This window comes from Flexivirga endophytica (assembly GCF_014640635.1).
Taxonomy (GTDB): domain Bacteria; phylum Actinomycetota; class Actinomycetes; order Actinomycetales; family Dermatophilaceae; genus Flexivirga; species Flexivirga endophytica.
This window is the reverse complement of record NZ_BMHI01000006.1, coordinates 190427-209511: the sequence shown is the minus strand read 5'-3', so window position 1 is coordinate 209511 and position 19085 is coordinate 190427. Positions and strand designations below refer to the sequence as shown.

The following is a 19085-nucleotide window of genomic DNA, read 5'->3' as shown; positions in this document are numbered from 1 at the left end:
CATGGTAGACCGCAAATGTTGTGGTTCTCAACCCGGTCGCGTCCGCGATTGTGACGCGCATTACGCTCCAAGACATGCCGGTCGATCGCATCCTTCCCACGGCCGATGCTGCGGACCTGATCGAACTCACCCGTGAGATCGCCGCACGCGAGTTGGCGCCCCGTGTCGACGAGGCGGAGCGCACGGGCTCACCGCCACGCGATACCTTCCGCACCCTGGGCCGCGCTGGGTTGCTCTCGCTGGCCTACCCCGAGGAGTTCGGTGGTGGCGGGCAGCCGTACGAGGTCTACCTGCAGGTCGTCGAGGAGCTCGCGACGGTCTGGATGAGCGTCGCGATCGGTGTCTCGGTACATTCGCTGACGGCATACCCGATCGACCACTTCGGCACCGACGAGCAACGCCGCGCGCTGCTGCCCGACATCCTCGATGGCGAGACCCTCGGCGGTTATTGCCTGTCCGAGCGCGAGGCCGGCTCCGACATCGCGTCAATGCGCACGCGTGCCGTGCTCGCCGATGACGGCAGCGCGACGCTCAGCGGCACGAAGAGCTGGATCTCGCACGCGGCGCATGCCGACTACTACACGACGTTCGCGCGCACCGACGACACGGGCGGCAAGGGCCTCTCGTGCTTCGTCGTCCCGGCGGGCGCCGCAGGTGTGAGCTTCGGATCGCCGGAGCGCAAGATGGGCCTGGCCGGTGATCCGGTCGCCGAGGTGCACTTCGACAAGGTCGCCCTCGACCCGGATCGGATGATCGGTGAGCGTGGTCAGGGCATGCAGATCGCGCTGGCGGCACTGGACGCCGGACGCCTCGGCATCGCCGCTGCCGCCACCGGGCTGGCGCAGTCCGCGTTGAGCCTCGCCGCGTCATACGCCTCGGAACGCAAACAGTTCGGACAGTCGATCGCGAGTTTCGAAGGTATGGCGTTCCTGCTCGCCGACATGGAGGCCGCGACGACCTCCGCGCGCGCGACCTATCTGCACGCGGCCCGGCTGAAGGATGCCGGCCGCCCGTACTCCAAGCAGGCGGCGGTGGCCAAGCTGATCGCGACCGACGCTGCGATGCGGGTGACCACCGACGCCGTGCAGGTGCTCGGCGGCGCCGGTTACACCCAGGATTTCCCGGCCGAGCGCTTCATGCGCGAGGCGAAGGTGACCCAGATCTTCGAGGGCACCAACCAGATCCAACGACTGGTGATCTCGCGGCACCTGCTGCGCGAACTCACCCAATGAGGCTGATTCTCCGTTGGCGTTGCTGGTCGCTAGCTCCCTGCAACGCCAGCGGGTTACGAGCCTCCTGAGCATGTTTTGAATGAACTTCACGGAAAGGGCACCGCACAATGAGGATCGACTCCACCACGGTCGCACTGGTCACCGGCGCAGGCTCCGGCCTCGGCGAGGCGACCGCCCGCAAGCTCTATCTCGACGGCGCCTCCGTCGTCCTGCTCGACCTGCCTTCGTCCAAGGGCGCCGAGGTGGCCGAATCCCTCGGCGACAGAGCGAAGTTCGTCGCGGCGGACGTGACCGACGAGGACCAGGTCCAGGCCGCCGTCGACGCCGCCGCGGCGCTCGGGTCGCTGCGCATCGTGGTCAACTGCGCCGGCGTCGCCACACCCGGCCGGGTCATCAGCAAGCGCGGTGTGCTGCCGCTCGAAGCCTTCAGCAAGGTCGTGCAGATCAACCTGATCGGCACCTTCAACGTGCTGCGGCTGGCCGCCGAGCAGATGGTCGGCAACGAGCCGGTCGACGGCGACCGCGGAGTCATCACGATGACCGCATCGGTCGCCGCGTATGACGGCCAGATCGGTCAGGCGGCATACGCCTCGTCCAAGGCGGGCATCGTCGGACTGACCCTGACCGCGGCACGCGACCTGGCGGACAAGGGAATTCGCGTCGTGACCATCGCGCCGGGCACCTTCGAGACGCCGATGCTCGCCGGTCTGCCGAACGACGTGAAGTCGACCCTCGAGGCACAGGTGCCGCACCCGTCGCGGCTGGGTCGCCCGGACGAATACGCCTCGCTCGTCGCACACATCGTCGACAACCAGATGCTCAACGGCGAGGTCATCCGGCTCGACGGCGCACTCCGGATGCCTCCTCGGTAGCCGCCTCCCGATGCTGGATGGTGCCGAGCGCGCCGTATGGAGAGCGTTCGGCACCATGCAACGTCAGCGGGAGCGGGATCAGCTGTTGGAGGACTTCGCCCAGAGGTTGATGCCGCCCTCGACGGCGTGCTTGTCGATCTTCTTCAGCTCGTCGTCGGTGAACTCGAGATTGTCGAGCGCACCGAGGTTGTCGTCGAGCTGCTCGACACTCGACGCCCCGACCAGCACCGACGTCACGCGCTCGTCGCGCAGCACCCAGGACAGCGCAAGCTGCGCGAGTGTCTGACCACGCTTCTTGGCGATCCGGTTCAGCGCCTGAACGTGCTTGATCGTCTGCTCGGTGAGCATCTTCGGGTCGAGCGACTTGCCCTGGGCCGCACGCGACCCCTCTGGCACACCCTTGAGGTACTTCGACGTCAGCATCCCCTGCGCGAGCGGCGAAAAGGCAATGCAGCCAACACCGTTCATGCCGAGCGTGTCCAGCAGGTCCTCCTCCACCCACCGGTTGAGCATCGAGTAGGACGGCTGATGGATCAGCAGCGGCGTGCCCATCTCGCGCAGGATCCGCACCGCTTCCGCCGTCCGGGGTCCGCTGTATGACGAGATCCCGACATACAGCGCCTTGCCCTGCCGGACCGCGGTGTCGAGCGCGCCAAGTGTCTCCTCCAGCGGTGTCGTCTCGTCGAACCGGTGGCTGTAGAAGATGTCGACGTAGTCGACGCCCATCCGCTGCAGCGACTGGTCGAGCGACGCAAGCAGGTATTTGCGCGAGCCGCCGCCCTGACCGTAGGGGCCCGGCCACATGTCGTAGCCGGCCTTGCTCGACAGGATGAGCTCGTCGCGGTAGCGCTTGAAGTCCTGGGCGAAGATGGTGCCGAAGTTGCGCTCCGCCGAGCCGTAGGGCGGCCCGTAGTTGTTCGCCAGATCGAAGTGCGTCACGCCCCGGTCGAAGGCTCGGCGCAGGATCGCTCGCTGCCGCTCCAGCGGGACATCGTCCCCGAAGTTGTGCCAGAGCCCGAGCGACAGGGCCGGCAGGTCCAAACCGCTGGCGCCACACCTCCGGTAGGTCATCGAGTCGTAGCGGCCACGGTCTGCTTGGTAGTCGTCTGCATGCATCGTCACGCCATACATTCAAACATCACCGGTGCCGACCCCTGGCTGGATTCGTGGGACCGCCCCACCATGGGTAGCATTGGGCCGCTCGCGGGACCAGCTCCTGCGCGCATGCCGGTGTAGCTCAGTTGGTAGAGCGCTTCACTTGTAATGAAGATGTCGCGGGTTCGACTCCTGTCACCGGCTCCACCCACCCCAGAGTCGCCTGCTGGCACGCCGAGCGGACTCACCGACCGAGCCGCGGTGTCATCACGCGGCTCAAGGCGTATGGCGCCACCGTCGATCCGTCCGCCCGGGCCGCCACTTCGAGCCCAGAACGCCTTCGTCGTGTATGGCGGAGTCCGGGATCGCAATGTCATCCATGTCGTGGCGTGGAACTCCTGGGCCACGGTCGACGGCCCGGAGAACTGGACGAGCTACAACGGCATCGAGGTCGATCCCTACTACGTGTGGGTGTTCGGGAAGGGCGGCATCGCCTGCGTTTCGCACGCGTCGCTGATCAATTGCCGGCAGGGCAAGATCGCCCGACCCAGGTGGATCTATCACGACTTCGACAAGCAGTTCCGCGCTCCCGAGGTGAAGTCGTTGTTCCCCTGCGTCGACGGGACACTGCTGGTCGGCATGCTGGGCGACATCTACACCGCGGACTATCAGATCAACCGTCAGGCCGGTCGCGTCGTGACCAGCGCGTGGACGAAGCGCGGCGGGGACGCCAAACAGGTGATCAAGATGCCGATCCCCGCCTGGTCGGTGCTCAAGAGTCTCGAGGCGAATCTCGAGAACGCCTAGGAGGATCCGCTGTCACGGCCACCGGGGCCGTGGCAGCGGTGGCCCTGCAGCGGTGCCGCGACGAGGTCAGCGCGCCGTGGCGCCATACACCGCACGCGTGTGCTCGTCGGCCGGCAGGAACGTCTCCAGATGCAACCCTTCGAGCGCGGCATCGGTCGCCGTCGTCAGCCGAGCTGCGGTGCTGAAGAAGCTCAACATGCCTGTCTCGGTTGCCAGTTCGAGTACGACGACCGGGCCGCCCACGGGCGGCAGGGTGTCCACGTCAATTAGATCGGCGACCTCCTGCGTGAGGGCGAGATGCCGCTCGTCCCGGGTCTGCGCGGCGCGGTGGCGCAACTGCTGGTGCAGGTGCGCTGCCCATACCGGCAGGTTGCCGATCCGCGGTGCGAGGCCATCGGGGTGCACGCACAACCGGATCACGTTGATCGGCGGTTCGAGGAGTTCGGCGCTGCAGCCCTCGAGCATCGTTTCGACCGCGCTGTTGGCGTCGACCACGTCCCAGTGGTCGTCGAGGAGCAGCGCCGGGTACGGAAGATGCGCGTCCAGCAGGTCGCGCAGGCCGCTCATGACGCTTGCCAGCGACGCGTCGTCCAGGGCACTGTCGGCATACCTCGGCGCGTAGCCTCCGGCCAGCAGGATCCGATTACGTTCGCGCAGAGGGATTTCCAGATGTTCTGCCAGGTGCAGGATCATCTGCGGCGTCGGTTGCGCCCGACCTGTCTCCACCCTGCTGAGGTGCCGCGTCGACACCGTGGACACCTCGGACAGGGCCTGTTGGCTGAGCGAACGGCTCTCCCGCCATTCGCGCAGCATCACTCCCACTGCTGCAGTCATGTGCATCAGCGTAAGCGCGGACGAGCCGAGGGTCATGACCTCCGAGGTCATGGCCACCGAGCACTCCGCCGACGCAAGCTCGTGGTGTTCAACGACAACGGACACCTCGAAGGAGACCACCATGGACACCATCGCCACCGACTACCTCGCCACCTGGAACGCCCAGGGTGAGGAGCGGAACTCGTTGCTGCACAAGCACTTCGCCGATCACGCCACCTACACCGACCCGATGGCAGCTGCGGCAGGCACAGCCGAGCTGGATGCGGTCATCGGGGCGGTCCAGCAGCAGTTCCCCGGGATGACCTTCACCCAGATCGGCGACGTCGACAGCCACCACCAGCAGTTGCGTTTCCAGTGGGGGCTCGGCCCGGCTGGCGAGGGGCCGATCGTGATCGGCTTCGACGTGATCGTGCTCGACGACGACGGCCGAATCGCCGACGTGCGCGGCTTCCTCGACAAGGTCCCGGCGTGACCGGCGCGGCACCCGGCTACGCGATCGGTTACCTGGAAAACATCGACGTCGGGTCGGAGATCGTCGAATACATCGAGCGCATCGAGGCAACGTTCGAGCCGTATGGCGGGCGGTGGCTCGTCCACGCGAAGCCACACGTCACCCACGAGGGGTCGGCCCCGGGCGACGTCGTCATCATCGCGTTCCCCTCGATCACGGCGGTCCGCGAGTGGTTCGACTCCGAGCCCTACCGGGCCATCGCTCCACTGCGGATCGAGCACTCGGACTCGACCATCCTGACCGTCGAGGGCGTGGCCGAGGCCTATCGCGCGACCACCACCGCAGCGACGATGCGCGCGGGGCTGCAAGCACGCTGACAACTGCGTGGGAGGTCGCTGCGACACCCCGGACGGGCCGGCACGACAGGGTGCTGCCGGCCCGTCGGAACCTGCCGCAAATCGTGGCTCGAACACGCCCCGCCGAGGCCGCTGCGGGTGGATGATCGAACGTCGCTGTTCCACAGGCGGGACAGGACGCTCGAAGGAGTCATCAATGCGTACAACGCTTTTCGGTGCCCTCGCAGCAGCAGCTTTGTGTCTCGGCGCCACGTCGCCGGCCTTGGCCGCCGCCCCTGGTCAACACCTTGCCCATTCCCCGTCATCGGGTTGCCACCTGGCGAACGGGATCCAGCACGTCGTCCAGATCGACTTCGACAACGTGCACCTCACTCGTGACAACCCGAACGTCGCCAGTGACCTCGAGCAGATGCCGGCGCTGCTCAACTTCATGAAGAACCAGGGCGTCGTCATGACGAACACCCACGACGACCTGGTCCACACCGGCACCAACATGATCTCGAACGCGACCGGTCTCTACCCGGACCGCAACGCGATCACCCAGTCCAACAGCGGGGACCTGTATGACGCGACCGGCAAGCCGGTCGGCTACTCGTCGTTCTCCTACTGGACCGACAAGCTGTCCACCTTCAGCGGCACCACGACCGACCGCTACAACCTCGACTACCTGCCGTCACGGACCGCGCCCGCACCGGCGCAGAGCGTCAACGTGCCCGCGCCGTGGACGCCCTTCACCGAAGCCGGCTGCAACGTCGGCGAGGTGGGCAGTCCCAACACGGTGCTCGAGAACACCGGCACCGATGTGACGACGGTCTTCGGTCCCGACTCGCCGCAGGCCGCGGAGGCCAAGGCCGATCCGGTCAAGGCGCAGGCCGACATGGTCGGCCTCGCAGTGCACTGCGCCAAGGGCGCCGCGCTCTGCGCCTCCGGCCAGCAGGACGCGCTGCCCGACGAGCCGGGCGGCTATGCGGGCCACAAGGCGCTCTTCGGCAACGCGCAGATCCAGCCGCAGATCAGTCCGTCCGGACCGGTCAAGGCCACCGACGGCTCGGTCATCGCCGACAGCAGCGGCAACCCCGGGTTCCCGGGCTTCGATTCCGAGACCGCCAACAACTCACTCGGCTACACCGCCCAACTGCTCGAGCACGGCGTCCAGGCGGTCAACCTCTACATCTCCGACGTGCACGGGGACCACACGGCCGCGCACACCGGTGACCTGGGACCGGGACAGCAGACCTACGAGCAACAGCTCGCGGCATACAACTCGGCGTTCCAGACCTTCTTCGCCCGGCTCGCCGAGGACGGTATGACGGCGCAGAACACGCTGTTCACCGTCACCACCGACGAAGGTGACCACTTCGCGGGGAGCGCACCGACACCGGCGAATTGCACTGGCAACGATGGCAATTACTGCACTTACGCGACCCGTTCCGAGGTCAATGTGAACCTGCCCGGACTGCTCGCGAGGCAGCGAGGCAACACCACGCCGTTCGCGATCCACTCCGACCCGGCACCGGCGATCTGGCTGAACGGCAACCCGGAGCGGACCGCGCCGCAGACCCGCACCTTCGGACGCGACCTCGGCGCGCTGAGTCTCACCGATCCTTACACCGGCGAGAAGCAGCCGGTGGCCTACGACATCGCAGACTCCGTCGAGCAACGCATCCTGCACTTCGTCAGCGCCGACCCCGCACGCACCCCGACCTTCACCGCCTTCTCCGGTGAGGACTCGTATGTCGGCGGCGGCCAACTGAATTGCGACAGACCCTGCGTCTACACCACTGACGCCGGGTACGCCTGGAACCACGGCAGTTACTGGCCCGACATGCAGAACATCTGGGCGATGTATGCCGGGCCGGGCGTCTCGGCCCGCGGCACGGACGACACCTTCACCGACCAGGTCGACATGCGCCCGACGGTGCTGTTGCTGACCGGGCTACGGGACGGCTATCAGGTCGACGGCGTGCCGATCCTTCCGATCCTCGCCGACTCGGCCCTCCCGCCGGCCGCTCGCACACACCGGTCCCAGTTGACGACTGCGGAGGCGGCATACAAGCAACTGGTGGCGCCGACCGGCACCTTCGCGATGCACACGCTCAAGGCGTCGACCGCTGCGATCAAGAGCCACAGCACGGGCGACGAGCAGTACACGAAGACCGAGAACGCTTTGACCGCAATGGGAACCGGGCGTGATGCCACCGGCGAGCAGTTGGCCGCGATCATCCTGGACGCGACCGAGGGGCGAAGCGCCCCATCGATCGGCCGCCTCTCCCAGCTGACGACCTCGGCTGGCCACTGGGAGGTGCGCGCAGCGGGCGTGAACTAAGGTCCGGTCAGCGGTGGGCTGCGGTCAGCAAGAACGCCGTGTCGGTGAGTGCCTCGACCCAATGCGGTGCATCGGGGACGATCAGCAGATCGCCGGCACGGCCTTCCCAGCTGGTCTCTCCGGACCACAGCCGCAGTCGGCCATTGATCACCAGCAGCGTGGCGTCTCCCGGGTTGACGTGTTCGGCGAGCCGCGCTCCGGCTCGCACCGCGATCACGGTCTGCCGCAACCGCTTCTCGTGGCCGCCGTAGACCGTTGTCGCTGCTCGTCCGCTGCCGGCCTCCGCAGCGCGATGGCCGGCCTCGCGGGCAACCGCATCCAGACTCAGCTTCTGCATTCGCGCTCCCGCCTCCCGCGCATCCACTCGGTCCCCCGACTCTACTGCCGTGGGCGGTGCGGTGGCCGCTGCTTCGATCACGACGCGGACCGGGGTGCCGTGTGGAACTCCGCGGACAAGAGACCGGGCGGGACCGACTGGTGCCGCTGTGACCGAGCAGTCGGCGGGCGAGCCGACGATCCGGCGGCGACCTCGCCGGTGTCAGCGCCTGCGCGCTGACTGAGCACCACGTGATCGAGCAGGTGGCTCAGATCCTCCAGAGCGCGAAGGGCCGCTCGCTGGCCGGCGTCCTGCACCGCGGTGGGCGTGACCCGACATACGCCGTGACCCACCAGGTGCCCCAAGGTGTTGCCGCTGGTAAGTCGGGCATGCGCCGATGCCGCGATGTCGTCCTCCTCGATGAATATGGTCACGTTCCAGGTCCTGTTCATCGCGCGGGCTCCTCTGCTGGTCGGTTGGTCGTTACACAGAGTCAAGGTCGTGCGGCGCCGAACTGCCAGTGACCAAGGTCCCTGCATGCGCGCGCTCCGGATGTCGGGACCATCGGCCCTGCCGCTCGTGCCTCGACCGATCGAGAGTCGTCCCCGTGGGATCGACCACCGATCCGGAAGGGAAATGCACCATGTCCAGCACGACGCTGCCACGTCCTGCCGCCCCAGGCATCCATGAACCACCGCTACCGGCGATCACGCTGTATGGCGACTTCAACTGTCCCTGGAGCTATCTGGCTTTCCGCCGCGCACAGACCCTGGCCGCAAGCGGCGTCGAGGTCGAATGGCGGGCGGTCGAACATCTACCGCTCCTCCCCCATGGGCGCCCGTCGGCACCGTCCGCCGCCTTCCGCGACGAACTGGAGCTCGTGCTGCAGAGGTTGCTGCCCGCGGAGGAGTTGCCTCACGAACCGCCCCGCATCGTGTCGCGGACCGCTCCCGCTGTTGCTGCGTACGCAGAGGGCTGTGCCGCCGACGTCGCAGGTCCCGTCGCCCGGGTGCTGTTCGAGTCGTACTGGCAGCACGGGATCGACGTCGGCGACCTCTACACCCTGCGGACGTTGCTGACCGACGAGCTGCGCGGGAGCGCCTCGCCGAGTCGGTCGGTGCGCGAGTGGGGCGCGCCCGTGGCCATGACTGGCGCCCCGATGTCGGCCGACGCATACCGGCTCGTCGTCGACTGGTCGGACCAGTGGCGTGAGACCGGCGAACAGATCGTTCCCGTGCTGCAGCCGTCCGACGGGCCGCTCTTTCGCGGAATCGACGCCGTCGACTGGCTGGGCGACCGGATCACGGAGCTCGGCCTGACGACAGATCTGCCGGCTGCGGCCGCGTCGCACTGCTGGCGCACTGAGCTTCCCGATCCGGGCTGGGCCAGCGGGGACGGCGGCCGTTGGCATCGACGCTTCCAACGTTGTGGCGCGGCACCGGCGATCACGGCGGCACCGCCGGGCTGACGTATGACGCCGGTTCCCCTACAGTGATGCGATCTCAGCAGTCCCAGTGGTCACACTCGTCACGAGGTGGGTCGCATGAAGAAGATGGCATCACTCGTCCTGGCCGGCGCGGCGGCGCTCACACTCAGCGGGTTGAGCCCGACGGGAGCCGGCAGCGCACGCGCAGCCACGACGTCGTCGTGCTCGGTCATCACCCTCGCGTATGGCGACACGCACCACGACCTCGTCAAGACGCTGCAGCAACGACTCGGCGGGCTGACCGTCGACGGCATCTTCGGCAACGGGACCCTGGCCAAGGTCAAAGCCTTCCAGACCACACGCGGCCTGGATGCCGACGGCATCGTCGGACCGATGACGTGGGACCTGCTCGGCGGCTTCCCCGGCTGCACCACGATCACCGGCTATGTGATGGCCGACGCCGGCGCCGCCGGATCCAAGGCCAACATCCGCTCCGGCCCCGGACTGAAATACAGCATCGTCGGCACCTACGGGCCACACGCCAAGGTGACCGGCACCCGGGTCGGCACCGGCCCCTGGCTGCACACCAGCTCGGGCTACGTGCACAAGGGCACGTTGGAGTGGACGACCTCCGACCCGTCGTCGATCAACGGTCGGACCCCGACCGGCAGCCTGTGCAAGGTTCCGATGGCATACAACTCGCCCGACACGTTCGAGCCGGGATACACGCCGACGACGCAGCGCTACCTCAACTGCGACAACCAGCCCTACCTGAAGTCCTTGCAGGCGAGCTATCGGGCGGCGTTCGGTCACTATGCCGCGATCGACCTGACCTACCGCGACATCGACGAACAGTGGTACTGGTACAACAAATTCGGCAGCCCACGGGCGGCATACCCGGGCACCTCCAACCACGGTTACGGTCTCGCCGTCGACTTCCGCGAGACCGACAAGCCCGGCGAGGAGTTCGGCTGGGGCGGCACCGGGCAGCAATGGTTGTCGGCCAACGCCCACCGCTGGGGATTCGCCAACCCGTTCCCCTACGGCACCGACGGCGAGAGCTACCACTTCCAGTTCATCGGCTGAGGCCCGGCGTCGAGACGATTCTCCGTTTGTGGCGCCCGCTCGTCATACTTGCTGCTCGTGGTCGCCCGCTTCCTCGTCACGGCCGCGGCCTCGGAACGCTCCGTCGCGGCGAATTTTCAGTTGGCCGTGATCCTCGCCGCGTTCGCCGGGGTCCTGGACTCCGTCGGTTTCGTTGCGGTGTCGCTGTATTCGTCGCACATGACGGGGATGGTCGCCTCGGCCGCGGACCACCTCGCGGCGGGCTCGATGTCCTCCGGCACGGCCTGAGCCTCAGGACCGACGCCGCACTCAGTCCGGATCCCCTTCGTGCACATAGGGATACAGATGTGCGCGGTTCTCGTCGACCTGCAGCGTCCGCCCCGCGAACGGCACCGCGCGTTGGGGGCAGGCCGGCCGCTCGCAAACCCGGCAGCCCATGCCGATCTTGGCCCGCAGGGTGCGGTCCTCCAGGTCCAGGCCGGCGGCATACACGGTCTGCGGCGCGTAGGACAGGTCGCATCCGAGGCCGACCGAGAATGCTTTGTTCGGCGCGCGGAACCCGACGGATCCGCTGGTCACCGTGCGCGCGATCCAGAGGTAGGCCCGGCCGTCGGGCATCTCGGCGATCTGCCGCAACACCTGCCCGGGACGGGTGAAGGCGTCATACACGGTCCACAGCGGGCAGGTCCCGCCGGTGCGCGAGAAGTGGAAAGGCGTCGCCGACTGCCGCTTGGATATGTTGCCGGCCCGATCGACACGCACCAGCGCGAACGGAATGCCCGAATCATCAGGTCGCTGAAGGGTGTTCAGTCGATGGCACACTGTCTCGAAGCCGACGTCGAACTCCTCGGACAACTTTTCGAGGTCGTAGCGCAGGCGCCGCGCGGCGGTCAGAAAGCTGCGGTAGGGCAGCAGCAGCGCACCGGCGAAGTAATTCGCCAGCCCGATCCTGGTGAGCCGGGTCGTGACCTCGTCGGTGTATGGCGCCGTGCGCAGGTATGTCGCGATCGGCTCCTCCATGGTCAGCAACGCGACCTGGCTCGCGAGCTGGAAGGCCTTCTGCGCGGGCCGCAGCTCGGCAGCGACCAGCAACCGGTTCGTCGCAGGCTCGAAGAGGCGTTGCCCGTCCAGGACCTCGCGAGGACGCTCCTCGACCTCGACACCGAGGGTCTGCAGGTGTCGGCGCATCTGCTCGTAGCGCGTGCGGGGCTGCAGCGCCAGAGTCGCAGCCAACTCCTCAGCAGCGCGATCCAGCGAGTCGAAGTAGTTGCGGTGCAACGCGATGAAGTCACGCACCGCCTCGAAGGGCATCACTGGGCCGACATCGTCCCCGCGATCGCCGCCCAGGCGCAGCTCGAGCGCCTCGATCCGCTCCCGGTCGGCGTTGCGGCCGTTCGCCAGGCTCAGCAGCGCCGACGCGACGCCGGGCAACTGGTCGGCGACCAACCGTACTTCGGCCAAGGACAACGCACGCAACTCCGGGTGCTCGGCGAAGCTGTCGACGAGTGCGGCGGCCGTGCGCGCTCGCGGGTCGATGGTCAGCTGCTGGACTTCGATGCCCAGCACGCCGGCGATGCGGGTGCGCAGTTGCGGTGTCAGCACCCGCGCGTTGTGCTCGATCTGGCTCAGGTAGCTGGCCGAGATGGCGCAGCGGCGGGCCAGCGCGGCCCCGGTGAAGCCCGCCTCCTCACGGGCGCGCCGCACGACGAACCCTGCGTACTCTCCTGTCACCACCCGCTCATCTTCGCAAACTTCGCACCCGGGCACCTCAAACTGCCGCAGATTCGCAGTAGCCCGCTGGTTTCCGCAGCGCGTGGGGTTGCTTATCTTGTTAACAACGCGGGAGATCCCGCACTGATCCACCTCTAGGAGTCGTGATGGCCGAAGCAGCCGCCAAACCCAAGCCGAAGAAGTCCGTCGCCCTGTCCGGGGTGCCGGCCGGCAACACCGCACTGTGCACCGTCGGCCAGCACGGCAACGACCTCTCCTACCGCGGTTACGACATCAACGACTTGGCGGAGAACTGCAGCTTCGAGGAGGTCGCCCACCTCCTCATCCACGGCGCGCTGCCGACCGCCGCGCAGCTGGACACCTACAAGGCGCAGCTCAAGGCCAAGCGCGCGTTGCCGCTGGCCGTACGTCAGGCTCTGGAAGCATTGCCCGCCGCGAGCCACCCGATGGACGTCATGCGCACCGGCGTCTCGGTGCTCGGCTGCACGCTGCCGGAGAAGGACGACCACAACGCCGCCGACGCCCGGGACATCGCCGACCGGCTGATCGCCTCGCTCGGCTCGATGCTCCTCTACTGGTACCACTGGACGCACAGCGGCAAGCGCATCGACGTCGAGACCGACGACGACTCGATCGGCGGCCACTTCCTGCACCTGCTGCACGGCACCGAGCCGACCGACGAGCAGATCCGCGCGATGAACATCTCGCTCAACCTGTATGCCGAGCACGAGTTCAACGCCTCCACCTTCACCGGTCGCGTCATCGCCGGCACCGGCTCCGACATGTACTCCGCCATCACCGGCGCGATCGGCGCGTTGCGCGGCCCGAAGCACGGTGGCGCCAACGAGGTCGCACTCAACATCCAGCAGCGTTACGCCACACCGGACGAGGCCGAGGCCGACATTCGCGAACGCGTCGCCAACAAGGAGGTCGTGATCGGCTTCGGCCACCCCGTCTACACGATCTCCGACCCGCGCAACAAGATCATCAAGAAGGTCGCCCAGGATCTGTCCAAGGGCACTGGCGACGAAGGACTCTTCGCCGTGGCCGAGCGCATCGAGTCGGTCATGTGGGACGCCAAGAAGATGTTCCCGAACCTCGACTGGTTCAGTGCCGTCAGCTACCGCGCGCTCGGTGTGCCGACCGACATGTTCACCCCGCTGTTCGTGATCTCCCGCACGACCGGCTGGGCCGCACACGTGCTCGAGCAGCGCGCCGACAACAAGATCATCCGGCCCAGCGCCAACTACATCGGCCCGGAGGACCAGAAGTTCGTCCCCCTCGCCGAGCGGCGATAGTTTTGGCCCGACTTCCTATGCCGAATGATTCCTGGAGACCTGACCTCTCCTTCTCGACCCGCATCCTTTCGATCCGCTCCACCAACGATTGGCGCATACCTTGTCCAGCAGTGAAACCGACACCACCACAACGAAATCCGCGACCGCCGGCCGCGCCTGGGACGACGTCCTGGTCGACATCGTCGACTACGTGCGCGACTACCGGATCGACTCCGACCTGGCGCTGACGACCGCACGCAACATCCTCATCGACGCCCTCGGCTGCGGCCTCGAAGCGCTCGAATACCCAGCCGCGACAAAGCTGCTCGGCCCGATCGTGCCCGGCACCGAGGTGCCCAACGGCGCCCGTGTCATCGGCACCAACTACGTCCTCGACCCAGTGCAGGCGGCGTTCGACAACGGCGCGCTGGTCCGCTGGCTCGACTTCAACGACACCTGGCTGGCCGCCGAATGGGGCCACCCGAGCGACAACTCGGGCGCCATCCTCACCGTCGCCGACTGGATTTCCCGCGAGCGCGTGGCACGTGGCGAGGAGCCGCTGACCATGCAGGCCGTCATCGAGGGCATCGTCAAGGCCCACGAGATCCAGGGTGTCATCGCCCTCGAAAACTCTTTCAACGCAGTCGGTCTCGACCACGTGGTCCTGGTCAAGGTGGCCAGCACGGCCGTCGTGTCCACCCTGCTCGGCCTCAGCCGCGAGCAGACGCTCGCCGCGGTGTCACTGGCGTTCGTCGACGGCCAGTCGCTGCGCACCTACCGACACGCCCCCAACGCCGGCAGCCGCAAGAGCTGGGCGGCCGGCGACGCGTGCAGCCGCGCGGTAAAGCTCGCCCTGATCGCGCAGACCGGCGAGATGGGCTACCCGACCGTGCTCACCGCGCCGACCTGGGGCTTCTACGACGTCAGCTTCGGCGGCAAGCCGTTCACCTTCCAGCGGCCCTACGGCTCGTATGTTGCCGAGAACGTCCTCTTCAAGATCAGCTACCCGGCCGAGTTCCACAGCCAGACCGCGGTCGAGGCCGCGCACACGCTGAAGGACAAGATCGAGGCCGCCGGCAAGACGATCGACGACATCGACGAGGTCACCATCCGCACCCACGAGGCGTGCATCCGGATCATCGACAAGCAGGGCCCGCTGACCGGCCCCGCCGACCGCGACCACTGCATCCAGTACATGGTCGCCGTGCCGCTGATCTTCGGCCGGCTCACCGCCGGTGACTACGAGGACAGCGTCGCCGCCGACCCGCGGATCGATGCGCTGCGCGCCAAGATCCACTGCGTCGAGGACCCGCAGTTCACCAAGGACTACCACGACCCGGAGAAGCGCAGCATCGCCAACGCGCTCACCGTGAAGTTCACCGACGGCACCACACTGGACGAGGTCGTCGTGGAGTACCCGATCGGTCACCGTCGCCGCCGCGAGGAGGGTCTGCCGCTCCTGGAGGAGAAGTTCCGCCGCAACCTGGCTCGTCGCTTCGACGAGGCCCGTCAGCAGGAACTCGCCGAGGTGTCGCTCGACCAGGCCAAGCTCGCCGCCACCCCGGTGCACGAGTATGTCGACCTCTTCGTCACGGCCGACAACGACTTCGGACCGAAGGAAAAGTGATGGAACCCTCCACCAAGGAGAAGCTCAAGGCGCTGGTGCAGGAGCGCGCCGGAGTCGTCGTCCCCGGCGCGTTCAACGCGTTGTCCGCCAAGGTCATTCAAGACCTGGGCTACCGGGCGTCATACGTCACGGGTGCAGGTGTCACCAACATGTCGCTCGGTCTGCCGGACCAGGGCTTCATGGGGCTGGCGGAGATCGCCGACCACACCGCCCGCATCCGTGACGCGGTGGACCTGCCGCTGCTGGTCGACGCCGACACCGGCTTCGGCAACGCGCTCAACGTGCGGCACACGGTCCGCGTGCTCGAGCGCGCCGGCGCCGACTGCATCCAATTCGAGGACCAGGTCAGCCCCAAGCGCTGCGGTCACTTCGACGGCAAGTCGGTCATCCGCACCGACGAGGCGGTCAACAAGATCAAGGCCGCCGTCGATGCTCGCACGGATGACAACCTGCTGATCATGGCCCGCACCGACGCTGCCGCAGTCGACGGCTTCGAGGCAGCGGTCGAGCGTGCTCGTCAGTTCGGGGAGGCCGGCGCGGACATCCTCTTCGTCGAGGCACTCACCGACCGCGAGCAGGTCTTGTCACTGCCGGGCATGGTCGACCAGCCGCTGATCGCCAACCTGGTCATCGGCGGCAAGACGCCGCTGGTGTCGGCGGCGGAGCTGGCCGAGGCCGGTTACGGCATCGTGCTCTACGCCAACGCTGCGCTGCAGGGAGCGGTCTTCGGCATGCAGAACGCCCTCACCGCGCTGCGCGACACCGGCCGCGTCACCGAGGAGGACAACCTCGTCGTCGGTTTCGCCGAGCGGCAGCGCCTGGTGGACAAGCCGGCCTGGGACGCCCTGAACGACCGCTATAGCAGCTGACCTCTCGTCATACCCACGAAGAGCGGCCCGTGCATTCCGTGCACGGGCCGCTCTCGCGTAGGCCGCCGCCACCTCTTGCCGAGAGGACACCCCATCGCCGAGAGGACAGGCAATTCGGGCTCTGATCGCTCGAATTGCCTATCCTTTCGGTGCGTTGCCTATCCTCTCGGCACAGAGCTCGGACTGGATCAGCTACATGCCCTTCGAGTTGAGGTACTTCTGCAGCGCAACGGCGGTGCGGTAGTTGAAGTGGCTACCGCCATCGCGGGCGATACCGAGGTAACGCTGCATCGCGGCGGTCGTGACCGGACCGACAACACCGTCCTGGTGCACACCGAGCCGCGCCTGCAGGGCGACGATCGTGCGCGAGTTGAGCCGGTTGGCGCCGTCCTGGCGGACACCTAGCCAGTGCTGCGTCGACGCCGTGGTGAGCGGGCCGATGATGCCGTCGATGACCAGCGCACGGTTTCCGCCACGCGACGGAGGTGCGGGCGTGGGCGCCGGCTTGGTGCCGCTGCCCGGGTCGACCCGCACGGCCGCCCCGTTGGCGCGGGTGAGCCCGGCCTTCTTGGAGCAGACCGGCCAGGCGCCCGGGCCCTGGACCCGCAGCGTCGCCTGGGCGACATAGATCTGCTGATCGCGGGTGGCGTACTGCGCGCTGGAGGCGTACTTCGCGCCGCCGAACGCCTGCCAGGTGGACTTGGTGAACTGCAGACCACCGTAGAAACCGTTGCCGGTGTTGATGGACCAGTTGTTGCCGGACTCGCAGCTCGCGACCCGGTCCCAGACGTTCCACGGTGCGTCCGCCTTGGCATGCGCAGCCGTTGCCAATCCGGCTCCGACAGTGGTCGCGGACGCCATGACGGCACCCATGGCGCGCCGGCCTGCGACGGACGGTCGATCCGTCTTGTGACGCGGTGTGTAAGGCAAGGTCGTGTCCTTTCCTGACGAACCTGGCGGTCGGTTCTCGGGCCCCGAAGCGTCACGCACGTTACGGGAATGACGCATGTGACACAAGGTACGAGTGAAGCTTCGGTGGAAAACTCAAGCCGACACGCCGGGTGGAAAGGTAAAATTACAAGCGTGTAGTTCCCGCTGTTGGCGCGGCATGCGATGCCTTTGAGCTGTTGCTGCGCGACTGCGCGCGAAAAAGTACGCCGGACGGCGCCATACGGGCCTCTTCCCGCGACCGTCGAGGCTTGTGCACCCGAATCGGTGAAGTCACGTGCCCGGCCCGCAATCGTTGAGACTTGTGGACGCGGCCGGCGCAACTCAGCGCCGCCGGACCCGTCGCCGGTGCAACGCCTGGCGATCCAACGGCGCCGAGAGCACGTCGCCCATCACCACGCCGGTGCTGATCGCCAGGGCCACCGCGGCGGCGCCCATCAGCGTGCTGACCGCCTGCCCCTGAGTGGCGACCGAGTTACCGACGATGCTGCCGGTCACGGCGTCATACATGCCCCGGAAGATGCGCAGGCCGGGCAGCAGCGGCGAGACGGCCGGGACGACCAGCACGAGCGCCGGCGCACCGAGACGCAGGCCGATCAGTCGGCCGGCGATACCGATCGCGATCGCCGCCACCGCGATCGAGGTCGTCGCCCCCAGCCGGAAGCCGCCCAGCCCGAGCGAGCTCGACAGCCCTCCCGACAAGAAGAGCCCGATCGCGCCGAGCAGCCCGGCCGGCAACAGGTGCCGCGGCTGCACCCGCGCCGTCACCGCACTGCAGGTGGCACCGATGGCGCCACACATCACCCGCAGCCACAGCACGGCCGGCTCGGAGCCGAAGGACAGCGCCTTCGGCGCGGTGAGATCGAGATCCAGAGCCCGGTCCAGTCGGAGTGTGAAGGACAGCCCGGCTGCGATGCCGACGATGATGCCCGACGTCGAGAGCAGCACCGTGAGGAGTCGTCCCGCACCGGTCACCGGATAGCCGGTGATCGCGTCCTCGACCGCCGACGCCATCGCGCGCCCCGGCAACAGGACGACGATTCCCGCTGCGACGGCATACGCGAAATCCGTTGGGGGCATGCTCAGTCCGAGCCAGCCGTGGATGGCCACCAGGTAACCGAGCCACGCCAGCAACACCGACGCAGCGGCACCCGCCGCCGCTGAGTAGAACGACGGCACCCCGCGCTTGCCCAACGCACGCCCGATGCGGTCGACGACGAGTGCCGAGATGACGGCGACAACGATCGCCATAACGTGCCCGCCGAGCAGCGCGCAGACGGATCCGGCCAGCCCGGCATACCCGAGGCCGACCAACCAGCGCGGGTACAACCGGGCGGTGCGCTGGATCCGGCGCAGTTTGCGCGTCGCGGCATCCACGTCGTCGATGCCGCCGGCGACCAGTTCCTCGACCAAACCGTGTATGGCGGTCAGGCGTGCGAAATCTCGGGTGTTGGAGCGCACCACGCGAAGGAGCGTGACCGGCACCCCGGCAGGTGTCGGTGCCTGCACGAGCAGCGACTGGTTCGTGATGTCGACCTCCAGTCGCCGCAGCCCGGCCGCAGCGGCGACGGCCACCACGGCCGCCTCGACATCGCGGGTGCCGGCACCGCAGCGGAGCAGTAGTTCACCGACCCGGACCGACAACTCGAGGGCGCCACGGACCGACGCCTCCTGCTCGGGCGCCTCCATCGTGCGAGGGTCCCGGTATGGCGTGTGCCGCAGGCTGTCCGCGATCGGCAACGGCTCGGTGACCGGCTCGCCCTGCAGGAAGCGCATGCGGCGACCGGTGACCGGCAGCCCGCCGGGGTCGGTGTCCTGAACCTCGTCCACCCGCTCAGCGTAGGACCGACGGC

19 protein-coding genes and 1 tRNA gene are annotated in these 19085 nt (G+C 67.6%); 13 read left to right on the top strand and 7 right to left on the bottom strand.

The window, feature by feature from the left end:
- The first annotated feature begins 74 nt into the window (after nucleotides 1-74).
- Nucleotides 75-1232 (top strand): acyl-CoA dehydrogenase family protein, encoded by a 1158-nt coding sequence (locus IEX71_RS19310; RefSeq protein WP_188838702.1) that lies wholly within the window; start codon nucleotides 75-77, stop codon nucleotides 1230-1232.
- Nucleotides 1233-1339: 107 nt separating this feature from the next.
- Nucleotides 1340-2104 (top strand): SDR family NAD(P)-dependent oxidoreductase, encoded by a 765-nt coding sequence (locus IEX71_RS19305; RefSeq protein WP_188838701.1) that lies wholly within the window; start codon nucleotides 1340-1342, stop codon nucleotides 2102-2104.
- 78 nt (nucleotides 2105-2182) lie between these two features.
- Here IEX71_RS19305 and mgrA read toward each other — a convergent pair whose 3' ends face one another.
- On the bottom strand, nucleotides 2183-3220 hold the full coding sequence (gene mgrA / locus IEX71_RS19300; protein WP_188838809.1) for an L-glyceraldehyde 3-phosphate reductase: 1038 nt from the start codon (nucleotides 3218-3220) through the stop codon (nucleotides 2183-2185).
- A 110-nt stretch (nucleotides 3221-3330) separates the two neighbouring features.
- On the opposite strand from mgrA, the gene IEX71_RS19295 reads away from it, so the two are divergent.
- Nucleotides 3331-3406 (top strand) — tRNA-Thr (locus tag IEX71_RS19295).
- Nucleotides 3407-3484: 78 nt separating this feature from the next.
- Nucleotides 3485-4006 (top strand): hypothetical protein, encoded by a 522-nt coding sequence (locus IEX71_RS19290; protein ID WP_188838700.1) that lies wholly within the window; start codon nucleotides 3485-3487, stop codon nucleotides 4004-4006.
- 66 nt (nucleotides 4007-4072) lie between these two features.
- Here IEX71_RS19290 and IEX71_RS19285 read toward each other — a convergent pair whose 3' ends face one another.
- A complete protein-coding gene (locus IEX71_RS19285; protein WP_188838699.1) occupies nucleotides 4073-4840 on the bottom strand; it encodes a helix-turn-helix domain-containing protein in 768 nt (255 codons plus the stop codon).
- A 121-nt stretch (nucleotides 4841-4961) separates the two neighbouring features.
- Between IEX71_RS19285 and IEX71_RS19280 the strand changes: the two genes are divergently transcribed.
- From IEX71_RS19280 to IEX71_RS19270, 3 genes are all read left to right on the top strand, one after another.
- Nucleotides 4962-5312, top strand: a complete 351-nt coding sequence (locus IEX71_RS19280; RefSeq protein WP_188838698.1) for a nuclear transport factor 2 family protein — start codon at nucleotides 4962-4964, stop codon at nucleotides 5310-5312.
- Nucleotides 5309-5668, top strand: a complete 360-nt coding sequence (locus IEX71_RS19275) for a DUF1330 domain-containing protein (RefSeq protein WP_188838697.1) — start codon at nucleotides 5309-5311, stop codon at nucleotides 5666-5668. Before IEX71_RS19280 ends, IEX71_RS19275 begins: the two co-directional genes overlap by 4 nt.
- Before the next feature lie 175 nt (nucleotides 5669-5843).
- Nucleotides 5844-7973, top strand: a complete 2130-nt coding sequence (locus tag IEX71_RS19270) for a hypothetical protein (protein ID WP_188838696.1) — start codon at nucleotides 5844-5846, stop codon at nucleotides 7971-7973.
- Nucleotides 7974-7980: 7 nt separating this feature from the next.
- Here IEX71_RS19270 and IEX71_RS19265 read toward each other — a convergent pair whose 3' ends face one another.
- Nucleotides 7981-8310, bottom strand: a complete 330-nt coding sequence (locus tag IEX71_RS19265; protein WP_188838695.1) for a cupin domain-containing protein — start codon at nucleotides 8308-8310, stop codon at nucleotides 7981-7983.
- Nucleotides 8311-8387: 77 nt separating this feature from the next.
- The gene (locus tag IEX71_RS19260) at nucleotides 8388-8723 is read right to left on the bottom strand and encodes a hypothetical protein (protein WP_188838694.1); all 336 of its coding nucleotides are present in this window, start codon (nucleotides 8721-8723) and stop codon (nucleotides 8388-8390) included.
- A gap of 209 nt (nucleotides 8724-8932) precedes the next feature.
- Between IEX71_RS19260 and IEX71_RS19255 the strand changes: the two genes are divergently transcribed.
- The 3 genes from IEX71_RS19255 (at nucleotide 8933) to IEX71_RS19245 (ending at nucleotide 11068) form a co-directional block, all read left to right on the top strand.
- Nucleotides 8933-9757 (top strand): DsbA family protein, encoded by an 825-nt coding sequence (locus IEX71_RS19255; protein WP_188838693.1) that lies wholly within the window; start codon nucleotides 8933-8935, stop codon nucleotides 9755-9757.
- Nucleotides 9758-9832: 75 nt separating this feature from the next.
- A complete protein-coding gene (locus IEX71_RS19250) occupies nucleotides 9833-10801 on the top strand; it encodes a peptidoglycan-binding protein (protein WP_188838692.1) in 969 nt (322 codons plus the stop codon).
- A 57-nt stretch (nucleotides 10802-10858) separates the two neighbouring features.
- Nucleotides 10859-11068: a DUF1275 family protein gene (locus IEX71_RS19245; protein WP_188838691.1), complete on the top strand. Its 210-nt coding sequence runs from the start codon at nucleotides 10859-10861 to the stop codon at nucleotides 11066-11068.
- Nucleotides 11069-11089: 21 nt separating this feature from the next.
- Here the strand turns inward: IEX71_RS19245 and IEX71_RS19240 are convergent, their stop codons facing one another.
- Nucleotides 11090-12514, bottom strand: coding sequence for a helix-turn-helix domain-containing protein (locus tag IEX71_RS19240; protein ID WP_188838690.1), 1425 nt, complete (start codon nucleotides 12512-12514; stop codon nucleotides 11090-11092).
- A gap of 143 nt (nucleotides 12515-12657) precedes the next feature.
- Between IEX71_RS19240 and prpC the strand changes: the two genes are divergently transcribed.
- The 3 genes from prpC (at nucleotide 12658) to IEX71_RS19225 (ending at nucleotide 16284) form a co-directional block, all read left to right on the top strand.
- The gene (prpC, locus tag IEX71_RS19235; RefSeq protein ID WP_188838689.1) at nucleotides 12658-13809 is read left to right on the top strand and encodes a bifunctional 2-methylcitrate synthase/citrate synthase; all 1152 of its coding nucleotides are present in this window, start codon (nucleotides 12658-12660) and stop codon (nucleotides 13807-13809) included.
- 100 nt (nucleotides 13810-13909) lie between these two features.
- Nucleotides 13910-15415 (top strand): bifunctional 2-methylcitrate dehydratase/aconitate hydratase, encoded by a 1506-nt coding sequence (locus IEX71_RS19230; RefSeq protein WP_188838688.1) that lies wholly within the window; start codon nucleotides 13910-13912, stop codon nucleotides 15413-15415.
- Nucleotides 15415-16284, top strand: a complete 870-nt coding sequence (locus IEX71_RS19225) for an isocitrate lyase/PEP mutase family protein (RefSeq protein WP_188838687.1) — start codon at nucleotides 15415-15417, stop codon at nucleotides 16282-16284. The genes IEX71_RS19230 and IEX71_RS19225 overlap by 1 nt, the downstream gene beginning before the upstream one ends.
- 192 nt (nucleotides 16285-16476) lie before the next feature.
- Here IEX71_RS19225 and IEX71_RS22755 read toward each other — a convergent pair whose 3' ends face one another.
- The gene (locus tag IEX71_RS22755) at nucleotides 16477-17145 is read right to left on the bottom strand and encodes a transglycosylase family protein (RefSeq protein WP_308420997.1); all 669 of its coding nucleotides are present in this window, start codon (nucleotides 17143-17145) and stop codon (nucleotides 16477-16479) included.
- 411 nt (nucleotides 17146-17556) lie between these two features.
- A complete protein-coding gene (locus IEX71_RS19215; RefSeq protein WP_229749879.1) occupies nucleotides 17557-19062 on the bottom strand; it encodes a threonine/serine exporter family protein in 1506 nt (501 codons plus the stop codon).
- Nucleotides 19063-19085: the final 23 nt, after the last annotated feature.

What these genes read in the sequence shown, in the direction of transcription:
- IEX71_RS19285 (WP_188838699.1), bottom strand. Translation starts at nt 4,840, where the DNA reads ATGACTGCAGCAGTGGGAGTGATGCTGCGCGAATGGCGGGAGAGCCGT.
- IEX71_RS22755 (WP_308420997.1), bottom strand. Translation starts at nt 17,145, where the DNA reads ATGGCGTCCGCGACCACTGTCGGAGCCGGATTGGCAACGGCTGCGCAT.
- IEX71_RS19255 (WP_188838693.1), top strand. Translation starts at nt 8,933, where the DNA reads ATGTCCAGCACGACGCTGCCACGTCCTGCCGCCCCAGGCATCCATGAA.
- IEX71_RS19225 (WP_188838687.1), top strand. Translation starts at nt 15,415, where the DNA reads ATGGAACCCTCCACCAAGGAGAAGCTCAAGGCGCTGGTGCAGGAGCGC.
- IEX71_RS19270 (WP_188838696.1), top strand. Translation starts at nt 5,844, where the DNA reads ATGCGTACAACGCTTTTCGGTGCCCTCGCAGCAGCAGCTTTGTGTCTC.
- IEX71_RS19250 (WP_188838692.1), top strand. Translation starts at nt 9,833, where the DNA reads ATGAAGAAGATGGCATCACTCGTCCTGGCCGGCGCGGCGGCGCTCACA.
- prpC (WP_188838689.1), top strand. Translation starts at nt 12,658, where the DNA reads ATGGCCGAAGCAGCCGCCAAACCCAAGCCGAAGAAGTCCGTCGCCCTG.
- mgrA (WP_188838809.1), bottom strand. Translation starts at nt 3,220, where the DNA reads ATGCATGCAGACGACTACCAAGCAGACCGTGGCCGCTACGACTCGATG.
- IEX71_RS19265 (WP_188838695.1), bottom strand. Translation starts at nt 8,310, where the DNA reads ATGCAGAAGCTGAGTCTGGATGCGGTTGCCCGCGAGGCCGGCCATCGC.
- IEX71_RS19305 (WP_188838701.1), top strand. Translation starts at nt 1,340, where the DNA reads ATGAGGATCGACTCCACCACGGTCGCACTGGTCACCGGCGCAGGCTCC.
- IEX71_RS19310 (WP_188838702.1), top strand. Translation starts at nt 75, where the DNA reads ATGCCGGTCGATCGCATCCTTCCCACGGCCGATGCTGCGGACCTGATC.
- IEX71_RS19280 (WP_188838698.1), top strand. Translation starts at nt 4,962, where the DNA reads ATGGACACCATCGCCACCGACTACCTCGCCACCTGGAACGCCCAGGGT.
- IEX71_RS19290 (WP_188838700.1), top strand. Translation starts at nt 3,485, where the DNA reads ATGGCGCCACCGTCGATCCGTCCGCCCGGGCCGCCACTTCGAGCCCAG.